The sequence below is a fragment of the Photorhabdus akhurstii genome, assembly GCF_019090985.1.
GTDB classification, from domain to species: Bacteria; Pseudomonadota; Gammaproteobacteria; order Enterobacterales; family Enterobacteriaceae; genus Photorhabdus; species Photorhabdus akhurstii.
Map to the genome: position 1 here is coordinate 3,617,407 of NZ_CP020335.1, position 14,963 is coordinate 3,632,369.

A 14,963-nucleotide genomic window follows, 5' to 3' on the forward strand; every position below is an offset into this window, starting at 1 on the left:
TTACGATGTCTCCTCATCACAACTGATTTCCAACGCCCTATTTAAAGCCTGAGCTAAAACAGTTTTATTCTCATCATCCTCCAATAAACTAAAATGGTTACCCGGTATCGCAATCAGCTCAAGCGAGGTATCAGCTATTATCTGCGCCCAACCCAATGACGGTTCCATGTTCACTGACTCCGGTGTTTCATCCTCTATAAAAGAAATAGCAGGGGAAGGTTCTACCGCATAGAACTGATGCAGCGTTATTGCTAATGCTGGCGGCTCATAGTTCGCAACTATTTGCGCGTAATGTTCGATCTGCTCCCAACGTTTTGCGATCACATCAGCATGCAGATTTGCAGGATATAACGCCAATTCTTGTGCCGCTTCAATAAACTGCACAAAATTCAACTCATCGATTCGCCGGTATAACGCCGCAATCTCTTCCGTGTACTCCTCCCCTGTCTGTCGAGCCAGTTCAATAAAGAACCGATATTTAGGTTGTATGATCTGTTCCCCTAAATAATGAGGCGCAGGCACATCAATCAACCCAAGGAAATTGACTGCTTCACCCGCATTCAAAAGCTGCTGAGCAATAGCATAAGCCAATATTCCACCAGAAGAGTAACCACATAGCCGATAAGGTCCTTCCGGTTGAACAGCCTTTATCAAGGTGATCATTCTCGCCGCCTGCTGCTCCATTGTTGCCATCGGTTTTTCATTAATAGACGGCCAAGGCAGCGCATAAATCGGGTGATCCGATGGAATATGTCGAGCCAGCCCGAAGACATAGGAGTAATCACCCATGCCACTGGGCACAAAGAACAACGGCAACCCTGCTCCATCAAGTCGTACCGATATGGCGCTGTTTTGCGGCTGAGACAACAGATCTGAGGTAATTTTCGCAGCCAGTTCAGTCAGCACCGGAAATTGGAACACAGCATTCAATGTGCAAACCAAACCCCGACCAGCGGCAAGATTTATCATTCGCATGGCAAGCAGTGAATGGCCGCCCAACGTGAAGAAGTTGTCATGCCGACTTATTTGTTCAACCCCCAGCAACTCACGCCAGATAGCCGCCAATGCGATTTCCGTTTCCCCTTGCGGCGCTTCATAACTCTGACGGGCAAACGCCTCATTGTCGGGAGCCGGCAAGGCCCGACGGTCCAATTTACCGTTCGGCGTTAGCGGAAAAGCATCCAACCGCACAAAAGCTGACGGCACCATATAGTCAGGTAAAGTGACACTCAAGTGGGTACGCAGGTTATTGGTCAGCCCCTCATCCGCTGGTACCACTACATAAGCAACCAGCCGTTTGTCCTGCCCATCCCCCAGCGCCAACACCGTCGCCTCACGAACCCCCGGATGCTCTATCAGACGTGTTTCAATTTCCCCCGGTTCAATGCGGAAACCACGGACTTTAACCTGCTGGTCGTTGCGGCCCAGGAATTCCAGGTTGCCATCCGGCAGGTAGCGGGCTAAATCCCCGGTACGGTACATACGGGCATCCGGTCGATCACTAAATGGATCAACCAGGAAACGTTCAGCGGTCAATTCCGGCCGATTCAGGTAGCCACGAGCGACAGCGACTCCCCCAATGTAAAGTTCACCCGTGACACCCATTGGGACAGGTTCCCCGTAAGTATCGAGAATATAAATTTGGGTATTGGATATTGGGCGGCCAATCGGTACGTTATCAGCAAAACAGCTCGGGTGATTGACATCAAACACGGTACAACCCACGACGGTTTCGGTTGGGCCGTACTCGTTGATGATGCGTGATCCAGGCGATAATGTTCGCCAAAGTGCAATAATGGAACCGGGCAGTGTCTCTCCACCCACGATAAAGCAGTGAGCGGGGCATTTTTGTCCCATAGTTTGCAATTTCTGCCCCATTGCCGAAAGATGACCGGGAGTAATTTTAACCAAAGCACCCGATTCCATTGATAACAACGCGGGAAGCAATTCAACCAGCTCCTGCCCGTCACGGAGCAAATGGATCTTGCCGCCGCACAGTAAAGGCAGGTAAAGACTGGTGACCGTGGCATCAAAAGCTATCGATGACGAAACGATACTATTGAATTGCCTTTCAGTGAGGTAATCACTCCGCGCCCATAGCAGGTAGTTGCAGACACCACGATGTTCCAGCATCACGCCTTTCGGTGTTCCTGTCGAACCCGAGGTATAAATGACATACGCCAGATGTCGTGAAGTGAGTGCCGGTATCTGCGGGTTGTCGTCCTGCTGGTTGAACAATGCATTTGGGTCAAGTACGGTGCGTTCTGCCAGTGCCTTCTCACCCAACGCAGCACGCCCGGCTTTATCCGCCAGCAAAATAACCGGAGCGGCATCAGTCAGAATATGTACCAGACGCTCCCCGGTATAGACCGGATCTAGCGGCACATAGGCGCCGCCGGCTTTCAGTATCGCCAATATCCCCACCACCATTGCCGGTGAACGTGACACGCAAATCGCTACCCGTTGGTCCGGCTCGACGCCCAGAGCAATAAGTTGATGGGCCAGCCGGTTAGCACGGGCATTTAATTCCACATAACTGAGGGTGTGATCTTCATACACTAATGCTATCGCATCAGGGGTTTGCGCCACCTGCTGTTCAAACAATTGATGAATACACAACGTCTCTGGATACGCGGTTTTCGTTGCGTTCCAGGTTTCCAGCAACAGTGTACGCTCCGCTTCCGGCAGAATATTCAATGTCCGTACCGGTGTTTCCGGGGTCTGTTCCAATGCTTTCGCCAGGCTCTCCAGTGCCTGCTGCATATAACTGCATACTCGTTCCGGTTCAAACGGCTGAGCAACTTGGACGGTTAACCCCAAGGATTCGCCAAAATCCTCCACCGACAGCACTAATGGATAATTGGTTCGCTCCTGCGCATCAAGGAATTCAATGCCGTTTACAAGTTCATCCAACGTTGTCGAAAATGCATTGTGTCGATAGTTCAGCAAGCTGCTAAAGAGGGGGATCTCTCCCCGCACACCACTGCAACGCTGGGCCAACGCCAGTGACGCATGTTCATGCGCCAGTAATCCGGCCAGTCGGGTATGGGCGGCCAGCACACTCTCCCGTACCGGCGTATCATCGATGTCCAACCGCAGCGGCAAGGTATTGATAAACAGCCCCATGCCATTGTCGGCGCCTTCACCTGCCTGCATCCGCCCAAACAGCACGGTGCCGAACACCACTTGCTCCTGATCGCTGGTACGCGACAACACCTGTGCCCAAGCCAGATGGCACAACGCCGCCAGACTGACCCCCAAACGCCGGGCCTGACCACGCAGACGGTCATTCAGTTCAGGCGCCAGCATCCAGTGGGATTCCGTTACCTGTGAACCATCACGATGCACCTCCGTCAATCCGAATGGCAGCGTGGGTTCGTCCACCTCCGCCAACATTTCAGTAAAGAAGCGGGTATGTTCCTCCTGACTCATTCCCAACCGGGCCTCAGCCACTAAATTACGGAAAGAGACTGGGGAGGTCAGATTCTCCTCCCGTTCGGTAAGATACGCCTGAACCTCACTGTTCATCACGTCCAGCGTGGTATGGTCGCCAATCAGATGATGCAGCAATTGCAGTACCACCCAACGACCATCACTCTCCTGCGCCACCACAAACCGCAACAATGGCGCTTGATCCAGCTCAAGACGATAATGACGGGGATTAAAACGTTGAATCAGCTGATCACAAATCGGCCCATCCGCCGGGTCTAGCGTCAATTCAGTAACCGATAAAGGCGCCTGACGCCAGACGACCTGAGCCGGCACAGACAACTCTTGCCAGATAAAGGCGGTACGCAAAATATCGTGGCGATCAACAACTTGTTGTACTGCCGCCAGATAACGGTCCAGTAGAGTCCGATCAGCAAAGACCATCTGACCGGCTAACAAATAAGGGTCCCCTGCGTTTGCCAGTAAGTGGTGGAACAAAATACCGTCCTGCAACGGCGACAGGGCATAGATATCCTGAATGTTGCTTACTCCGCCCGGCACCTGTCTGACGATGCGGTCAATGTCAGCCTGAGTCAAATCAATCAGCGGCAACATCGCCGGCGTCAGGGCCGTAGTTGCCGAAGTGATGACGTTAGGCGGCACTATCACAGCCTGATGCTGTCCCAATGTTTTCACCAGGTCTGACAGCACCGGTGATTGGAACAGATCACGCGCCGTCAGCGTCAATCCCAAGTGACGCAGGCGTTCAACCATCCGTATCGCAAGCAGCGAATGACCACCCAAGGCAAAAAAGCTGTCATACCGGCTGACCTGCTCAATCCCCAGTAATTCACGCCAGATAGCCGCCAACGCTATTTCTGTTTCTCCCTGAGGCGCGGCGTAAACCTGGTGGACAAAGGCGTCATTGTCCGGTTCCGGCAACGCTTGATGATCCAATTTACCGTTCGGCGTTAGCGGAAACGCATCCAGTCGTACAAAGGCCGACGGCACCATATAGTCAGGCAAAATGGCGCTTAGATGGGCACGCAAGATACTCGCCAGTCCGTCACGGGCTTCCGCCGCCACATAGGCCACCAGCCGTTTTTCCTGCCCTTCACCTCGTACCAATACCGCCGCCTCACGCACCGTTGGGTACTCTGCTAACCGGGCCTCAATTTCCTCTAGCTCAATGCGGAAACCGCGGATTTTAACCTGCTGATCATTGCGGCCCAGGAATTCCAGATTGCCATCCGGTAGATAGCGGGCTAAATCCCCGGTGCGGTACAGGCGGGCATCAGGATTATCACTGAACGGATCAATCAGGAAACGTTCAGCGGTCAATTCTGGCCGATTAAGATAACCACAGGCCACTCCATCTCCCCCAATATAAATCTCACCGACCACGCCTAACGGCACCGGCTGACCATACGCGTCCAACAGATAAACCCGCGTGTTGGCTACCGGTCGACCGATAGGAACGCGAGCGGCTCCCGGCTCTAATGCAATGATACGGTATGTTGCCGTAAAGGTGGTGCCTTCACTCGGTCCATAGCCATTTAATAGCTGTTGTGGCGGACTGGTGTTCAGTACCTGGCCGATAACATAGGGATCAAGGGCATCTCCGCCGACAATCAGCAGCTTTATCTGTGGAAGAACCGGAGACAGCTCCACTGCCAACTGGTTAAACAATCCGACGCTCAACCACAGAACCGTGATTCGTTGAATTTGTAGATCTTGTACAAATGCCTGCGGCGTCAACAAAGTGGCATGATCGATCACCACTAACGCGCCGCCATTGAGCAACGGCGCCCAAACTTCAAAGGTGCTGGCATCGAAAGCCGGATTGGCGGCAAAGGCTACCCGATCATCCGGCACGATTTCAGCATAACCATTATTGATAACCAGCCGGACCACCGCACGATGCGGCACCAATACGCCTTTAGGCATCCCGGTAGAACCGGAGGTGTACATGATATACGCTAATTCGGCGCTGGAACGCGGTAAGTCAAGGTTAAAGCGATCTTCTTCGCAGCCCGTATCTGTTTCATCCGCGAGACGAAGCAGCGGCACAGTCAAGTTAGCCGGAATACCCGTCCGCATATCGGTAAGCAACAACTTGGCGGAACAATCACTGATCAGCCAGTTTTTCCGTTCATCCGGTACATTGGGATCTATCGGCACGTAAACGGCGCCGGCTTTAAGAATCGCCAATTGAGCCACTACCAGTTCCATCGAACGCGCTAGCAGGAGCGCAATATGATCACCGGGACAAACTCCTTGTTCGATCAGTTGACGAGCCAGCCGGTTAGCACGGCTATTTAATTCGGCATAACTGAGGGTTTGCTCTTCATACACTAATGCTATCGCATCAGGCGTTTTCTCCACCTGCCGTTCAAACAACTGATGGATACATAACTTCTCAGGATAGGCGGTTTCCGTAGCGTTCCAGGTTTCCAACAACAACCTACGCTCCGCCGGGGACAAGATATCAATTTCTCCGACCGGCTGTTGAGAGTCAGCCGCCATCGCTTGCAATACTGCATACAGATATCCTACCTGCCGCTCCATTGTCGATGGATCAAACAGGGCGGCGGCAAAATTCAACTCCCCAACAATCCTGCCCTCCTCCTCTGACAAGCTCAGTTCAAGATCAAACTTGACAACATCAACGGCTTGATTGACCGGCGACACCGCCAGCCCCGGTAATCCCCACTCCGTGTTCTCATTGTTCTGCCAGACAAACATCACCTGGAACAATGGGGTATTCGCCAGTCGGCGCGGCGGTTGCACAATTTCCACCACCTGTTCAAACGGTAAATCCTGATGCTCCTGAGCTGTCAATGCGGTTTGCCGAACTCGCGCCAGTAATTCCGTCACCGTCAGTTCACCCGATAAATCCATGCGCAACGCTAACGTATTGACAAAGAAACCAATCAACGGCTCTACTTCCTGACGATTGCGACCCGCGCTCGGGGTGCCAATCACCACATCTTCCTGACCTGACAAGCGCGATAGAACCACCGCCCACGCTGACAACAGCGTCATAAATAAGGTGACGCCGTGCTGTTCACTCAGGCGCTTAAGGGTGGTCGTTAACGCCGCATCCAGGTTAATCGGCACGGACTGCCCAACAAACGACTGCTCCGGCGGTCGAGGCCGATCTGTCGGCAAATCTAGCAAGACTGGCGCATCAGCCAACATTGTCCGCCAATAGTCTGACTGAACCTGAATACGTTCAGCCGATAACCACTGACGTTGCCAGGCGGCGTAATCCGGGTATTGAATCGCCAATGGCGGCAATGGATCGGATTGCCCATCCATAAACGCCGTATAGAGTGTGTTCAGCTCCTGTATCAGCACATTGGCAGACCAGCCATCGGAAATTATGTGATGCAGGGTCAGCAAAAACTGATATTCGTCATCGGTGATCCGGATGAGCGCCGCACGAATAAGCGGGCCGCTTTCAAGGTCAAATGACGCATGGGCTTCCTCTACGCTCAGGCGCTCAAGAACAACATCAGCATCCGGTATCCCGCGCAGGTCATATTGAGATAATAGTAAGCCGCTATCCGGCTCCAACAGATGTACTTGTGGCTGACCATCTACAGAGACAAAAACCGAGCGTAACGCTTCATGGCGGTCAAATAAGGTATCCAGCGCTTTTTGCCAAGCCATGACATCCAATTGTCCACTTAAACGCAGGGCCATCGGGATATGATAAGTTTCACTGACGCCCTCAAGCTGCGCCAGGAACCACAAGCGCTGTTGAGCAAATGATAACGGTAACGCCCCATCACGGGATATCGGCAAGATATTATCCGGTTGACCGGGCCGGGCTTTCATAACCTCAGCAAACGCCCTTAACGAAGGAGACTTAAACAAGGTCGTTAGCGGCAGTTCGATCCCCAAAGCCGCTACCCGGTTCATCACCCGCACCGCCAGCAACGAATGGCCGCCCAGAGCAAAGAAATTGTCATACCGGCTGATCTGTTCAACACCTAAGACTTCACGCCAAATCGCCGCCAGAGCCATTTCCGTTTCTCCCTGTGGCGCTTCGTAAACCTGACGGGCAACAGCTTCATTGTCTGGCGCCGGTAACGCTTGACGATCCAATTTACCGTTCGGCGTCAATGGCAGTGCATCCAGCCGCACAAAGGCCGACGGCACCATGTAATCAGGCAACTGAATACTCAGATGTTCGCGTAAACGGTTAATCAACCCCTCATCGGCTTCCGCTACCACATAGGCCACCAGCCGTTTTTCCTGCCCTTCCCCTTGCGCTAATACCACAGCTTCACTCACCGCCGGGTGTTCCACCAACCGGGATTCAATTTCCCCCGGTTCAATACGGAAGCCGCGAATTTTCACTTGCTGGTCGTTACGGCCCAGAAATTCCAGATTGCCGTCCGGCAAATAACGGGCTAAATCCCCGGTGCGGTACATCCGGGCATCCGGCATATCACTAAATGAATCAATCAGGAACCGTTCCGCCGTCAAGTCAGGGCGATTGAGGTAGCCACGCGCCACTCCCGCCCCACCGATATAAATTTCCCCCACTACACCTAACGGTACCGGTTGACCATATTCGTCCAGTAAATAAAGACAGGTGTTGGCTATCGGACGGCCGATACTTTCAATGATTCGGTCGCCTCGCTGTATCGGCAACCAGGCTGAATAAGTTGTCGTTTCAGAAGGTCCATAGAGATTACACAGCCGCTGTATTTGTGTTTCTGCGAAAATCTGTTCAATTAAGGCGCCTTTGAGCGGTTCCCCCGCCAGATTGACAGTATGAACCGACGCCATCAGCGCCTGAGCCTGCAATAACGGTTTCATTGCTGACGGGACTGAGTTGATCAAGGTCACCGGCAGGGCATGCTGCATCAATGACAAGGCACCCTCTACCAGATGAATCGCCGCGCCACGAGACAACGGCATAAAACATTCAAAAATGGACAGGTCGAAACTCATCGACGTCGAGAAAAGCACTTCGTGGATCTCTTCCGTCTCAAAGGCCCGCTGCGCCCAGTACAGGAAGTTAACCGCATTGCGGTGCTCAATCATCACCCCTTTGGGCACCCCCGTGGAGCCGGAGGTGTAAATCACATAGGCCAGATGCCGGGAAGTCAGCGCAGGCACCCGTGGATTATTGTCCGGCTGATCAGGCAGAGTATTCGGGTTCAGTACTGTCAGTTTGGTCAGCGCTTCCTCACCCAGTACAGCCCTGCCAACCTCATCCGCCAGCACCACCATTGGGGCCGCATCATGCAGGACATGTGTCAGACGCCCGCCAGGATAAGACGGGTCTAGCGGCACATACGCCCCGCCCGCTTTCATCACCGCCAACAATCCCACTACCATCGCCGGTGAACGCGCCACGCAAATCGCCACCCGTTGATCAGGTACGACGCCCAGTGCGATAAGCTGATGGGCCAGACGGTTGGCACGGATATTTAATTCGGCGTAACCGAGGGTTTGCTCTTGATACACTAACGCTGTCGCGTCAGGGGTTTGCTCCACCTGTTGTTCAAACAACTGATGAACACATAACATCTCAGGATAAACGCTTTCCGTCGCGTTCCAAGTTTCGAGCAACAGCGTACGTTCCGCTTTCGGCAAGATTTCCAATGCCCTCACAGGCATGTCCGGCACTCGCTCAAGGGCATCCACCAGACTTTCCAGCGCTCGCTGCATATAACCGCATAGACTTTCAGGATCAAACGGTTGCACGACCTGAGCCGTCAGCCCCAAGGATTCACCAAAATCCTCCACTGATAGCATTAACGGATAGTTAGTCCGCTCTTGCCCACCAATAAATTCAATACCGCTGATGATGTCATCCGACGCTGCCAGCAAGGTGTTATGCCGATAGTTCAGCAAGCTATTAAAGAGAGGAATTTCACCTTGCACACCGCTGCAACGCTGGGCCAGCGCTAGCGACGCGTGCTCATGTTCTAATAGTCCGGCTAGTCGAGCATGGGCAGCCTGCACGCTGCTCCGTACTGAGGTCTCATCGATATCCAGCCGCAACGGCAAGGTATTAATAAACAGCCCCATGCTATTATCTGCCCCTTCCCCGGCCTGCATACGCCCAAACAGCACCGTACCAAACACAACATTCTTCTGACCGCTGGTACGCGCCAACACCTGCGCCCAAGCCAGATGACACAAGGCCGCCAGACTGACGCCCAGATGTCTCGCCTGATGACGCAAACGGTCATTTAACCCAGCCGACAACATCCGGTGAGCTTCCGTGACTTGCGAACCATCACGACGCACTTCCGTCAAACCAAACGGCAGAGTCGGCTCATCTACCCCTGCTAACATGTCAGTAAAGAAACGCGTGTGCTCTTCCTGACTTACCCCCAACCGGACCTGAGCCACCAGATTGCGGAACGGTGTCGGCGCAGGCAGATTATCCTCCTGGCCTGTCAGGTACGCCTGCACTTCGCGGTGCATCACCTCCATCGTTTCATGATCGCCGATCAAGTGATGATGCAATTCCAGCAACAACCAACGACCATCGGTTTCCCGAGCGATGACAAAACGCAACAACGGCGCTTCGCTCAGGTCGAGACGATGATGACGCGGATCAAAACGCTGGGTTAACTGCTCGCTGACCGGGCCGTCAGCCGGATTTAATGTCAGTTCCGTCACCGACAATGGGGCTTGACGCCAAACCACTTGCGCCGGGACTGACAATCCCTGCCAGAGAAACGCGGTACGTAGAATATCGTGCCGATCAATGATCTGTTGAACCGCCGCCAGATAACGATCCAACAGCGCTCGGTCAGCAAAAGCCATCTGCCCCGTCAACAGATACGGATCACCTTCATTTGCCAACAGATGGTGGAACAAAATGCCATCCTGCAACGGCGACAGCGCATAGATATCCTGAATATTGGCGATCCCGCCCGGCACCTGCTCAACAATGTGGTCAATGTCAGCCTGGGTTAAATCAATCAGCGGCAACATCGCCGGCGTCAGCACCGTCGTATCCGGTGTAATACGGTTGTCAGGCACCTGAATTTCATTATGCTGAACCAGAGACTGTGCCAAAATACAGAGTGTCGGATGCTGGAATAACGTTTTTACCGATATACTCAGACCGATACGTCGCAATCGTTCAATCATGCGCACAGCAAGCAGCGAATGACCACCCAGCGCAAAGAAACTGTCATGCCGGCTAATCTGCTCAACACCCAGTAACTCACACCAGACAGCCGCCAACATCGTTTCTATCTTCCCTTGCGGGGCTTCATAGATCTGACGGGCAAACGCCTCCTCCCCCGGCGCCGGCAACGCCCGGCGATCCAACTTGCCATTCGGGGTCTGCGGTAAAGTATCCAGCCGCACAAAAGCCGCCGGTACCATATAGTCAGGCAAAACGGCACTCAAATGTTCACGCAAACGGACTGCCAACCCTTCATTCTCTTCTGCCGCCACATAGGCGACCAGCCGTTTGCTCTGCTCATCCTCCCACACCAACACTGCCGCCTCTTGCACCGCCGGGTGTTCCTCCAACCGGGTTTCAATTTCTCCCAGCTCAATCCGGAAGCCGCGAATTTTAACCTGATGGTCGTTACGCCCCAGGAATTCCAGGCTGCCATCCGGCAAGTAGCGGGCCAAATCCCCAGTAACATACATCCGCGCGCCAGATACCGAACTAAAAGGGTCCGGTATAAAACGTTCCGCGCTCAGTTCCGGCTGGTTAAGATAACCCCGCGCCACACCCACGCCGCCAATATACATTTCGCCAACCCCGCCCAACGGCACTAACTGACCGTATTTGTCCAGCAGGTAAACGCAGGTATTTTTAAGCGGCCGACCAATAGAACAATCATCGGTTGGAGATAAAACCTCCTTACAAGTCGCTGTTACGGTATTTTCCGTCGGGCCATAAGCGTTCAATAGTCGGGGTCGATGGAGTTCTCGCACAAACCAGTCCTGAATGGCGCTCTTTTTGACCGCCTCACCGCCAATGATAATGAGCCGGAGACAATCCGGCAGCGGTAATGCATTATCGTCTCTGGCAACCAGTTCGGACCAAAATAACGCCGGTAAAGACAGCACTGTGATACGGTGCTGCCAGGCTAAGGCAATAAACTCCGACATCGACGTCAGCCAACTATCATCACGCATAACCAGCGTGGCTCCGTTGCATAATGTCGAGAAACACTCTTCCACTGAAACGTCAAATGCAAAAGAAGCAAATTGCAACATCCGATCTTGTGCCGTAACCGCATAAGACTCATTAAAACCCAAATGACGCTGATACACCGCCTGATGTTCCACCATCACCCCTTTCGGCTGTCCAGTGGAGCCGGAGGTATAGATGATGTAAATCAGATGCCGCGGCGTCAACGCAGCTACCTGCGGGTTGCGATCCGACTGATCTGGCAAGGTATTCGGGTCAAGTACCGTCAGCCCGCTCAACGCTTCGTCACCCAGCGCTGCCCGTCCAGTCGCATCAGCCAATACCACTGACGGAGTAGTATCATTCAGGATATACGCCAAACGTTCTAGCGGATAAGTTGGGTCCAGCGGCACATAGGCGCCACCGGCTTTCAACACCGCCAACAGCGCCACCACCATCACCGGTGAACGTGACACACAAATCGCCACCGGCTGGTCAGGTACGACACCCAATGCGATAAGCTGATGGGCCAACCGGTTAGCGCGGGCATTTAATTCGGCATAACTGAGGGTTTGCTCTTGATACACCAGCGCCGTGGCCTCCGGGGTTTGCTCCACCTGTTGTTCAAACAATTGATGAATGCATAACGCCTCAGGATAGGTGGTTCCCGTCATGTTCCAGGTCTCCAGCAATAGCTTGCGCTCCGCCGGGGCCAGAATATCAATTTCTCCGATCGGCTGTTGAGGGTTAACCACCATCGCTTGCAACACCGCATGCAGATATCCCACCTGTCGTTCCATTGTTGCCGAATCAAACAGGGCGGCGGCATAACTCAGCGCCCCAATAATCCTGCCCTCCTCCTCTGCCAGGCCCAGTTCAAGATCAAACTTGACAATATCAAAAGCTTGATAGACCGGTGAGACTGCCAGCCCCGGTAATTCCCATTCCGAGTTCTCATTGTTATGCCAGGCAAACATCACCTGGAATAACGGGGTATGCGCCAGTCGGCGCGGCGGCTGTACGATTTCCACCACCTGTTCAAACGGTAAGTCCTGATGCTCCTGAGCCGTCAATGCGGTTTGCCGAACTCGCGCCAGTAATTCCGTCACGGTCAGCTCGCCTGATAAACCAATACGCAACGCCAACGTATTGACAAAGAAGCCAATCAACGGTTCCACTTCCTGACGACCACGGCCTGCGCTCGGCGTGCCAATCACCACATCTTCCTGACTTGACAAACGTGACAGAACCACCGCCCAGGCTGACAACAGCGTCATGAATAAGGTGACGCCCTGCTGCTCACTCAGGCGCTTAAGGGCGGTCGTTAATTCAACATCTAAGTTAACCGGCACGGCATCTCCGGCAAACGACTGCTCCGGCGGACGGGGCCGGTCAGTGGGCACATCCAATAGAACCGGCGCGTCAGCCAACATTGCACGCCAATAGTCGGATTGAACCTGAACCCGTTCAGCCGACAACCACTGACGCTGCCAGGCGGCGTAATCCGGGTATTGAATCGCCAACGGCGGCAACGTATCCGGTTGCCCAGTCACAAACGCCGTATAGAGCGCGTTCAGTTCCTGTATCAGTACATTGCCAGACCAGCCATCAGAAATAATATGATGCTGAGTCAGTAAAAATTGATATTCGTCATCGGTGAGCCGGATGAGAGCCGCGCGAATAAGCGGGCCGCTTTCGAGGTCAAATGACGCATGGGCCTCCTCCGTGCTCAGGCGCTCAAGAACTTCATCAGCATCCGAAACTCCGCGCAGGTCATATTGAGATAACAGTAAGCCGCTATCCGGTTCCAACAGTCGCACTTGCGGCTGACCATCTACAGAAACAAAGACAGAACGTAACGCTTCATGACGGGCAAACAAGGTATCCAGCGCCTTTTGCCAGGCCATGATATCCAGTTGACCAGACAAACGCAGGGACATCGGGATATGATAAGTTTCACTGACGCCCTCAAGCTGCGCCAGGAACCACAGGCGTTGTTGAGCAAATGATAACGGTAATTCCCCTTCACGGGATATCGGCAGGATGGACGGCAGAATAATGTCCGGCTGTCCCATCCGGACTTGCATAACCTCAGCAAATGCCTTTAACGAAGGGGATTTAAACAGAGTCGTCAGCGGCAATTCTCCACCTAAAGCAGCTACCCGATTCATCACTCGCATCGCCAGTAACGAGTGACCGCCCAGAGCAAAGAAATTGTCATACCGGCTGATCTGTTCAACACCTAAGACTTCACGCCAAATCGCCGCTAGGGCTATTTCCGTTTCCCCTTGTGGCGCTTCATAAGTTTGACGAGCCACCGCGTCACTGTCCGGCGCCGGTAACGCTCGACGATCCAGCTTACCGTTCGGAGTCAACGGGAATGCATCCAGCCGCACAAAAGCCGTTGGCACCATATAATCAGGCAAAATAGCGCTCAGGTGAGCACGCAGGCTGTTCACCAGCCCATCATCCTCTGGCGCCAAGACATAGGCAACCAGCCGTTTCTCTTGTCCTTCACCCTGCGCCAATACCACCGATTCATTCACCGCCGGGTGTTCCGCCAACCGGGCTTCAATTTCCCCCGGTTCAATGCGGAAGCCGCGGATTTTAACCTGCTGGTCGTTACGGCCCAGGAATTCCAGATTGCCGTCTGGCAGATAACGGGCTAAATCCCCGGTGCGGTACATACGGGCATCTGGGTTACTACTGAATGGATCAACAAGGAAACGTTCGGCGGTCAATTCAGGGCGGTTCAGATAGCCACGCGCCACACCGGCGCCACCAATATATATTTCGCCAATACTGCCTAATGGCACAGGCTGGCCATATCTGTCCAGCAAGTATATGCCAGTATGGCTAACTGGTCGGCCTATAGAACACGCATCTTCCGCGGATAATATCGCCTGACAGGTCGCAATGACGGTATTTTCCGTCGGGCCATAAGTATTTAATAATCGTGGACGAGGCTCTGCCTGCGCAAACCACGCCTGAATGGCGCTCTTCTTCACCATCTCGCCACCAATAATGATTAATCTGAGGCAATCCGGTAGCAATAATGTCCTGTCTCTGGCTGCCAGTTCAGACCAGAACAGGGTTGGCAGAGACATCACGGTGATTTGATTCTGCCGGGCTAAGGTGATAAACGCCGACACAGAAGCCAGCCAACTATCATCACGAATCACCAGCGTGGCGCCATTGCATAATGACGAAAACAATTCTTCGACGGACGCATCGAAAGCAAAAGAGGAAAATTGCAGCATCCGGTCTTGTGCCGTGACGGCATAGGTCTGATTAAAACCGAAATAGCGTTGATAAATAGCCTGATGTTCCACCATTACACCTTTCGGCATGCCGGTAGAGCCAGAAGTATAGATAACATACGCCAGATGTTGTGGAGTCA

General features: G+C 53.3%; 1 protein-coding gene (running past one end of the window). It reads right to left on the bottom strand.

What is annotated here, in order from left to right:
• Window positions 1-14,963, bottom strand: partial view of a non-ribosomal peptide synthase/polyketide synthase gene (locus B0X70_RS25680; protein ID WP_217469780.1) — the end only. Its footprint extends 19,390 nt past the window's final position; 14,963 of the gene's 34,353 nt are visible here — the last part of the coding sequence; its start codon lies beyond the right edge, outside the window; its stop codon occupies window positions 1-3.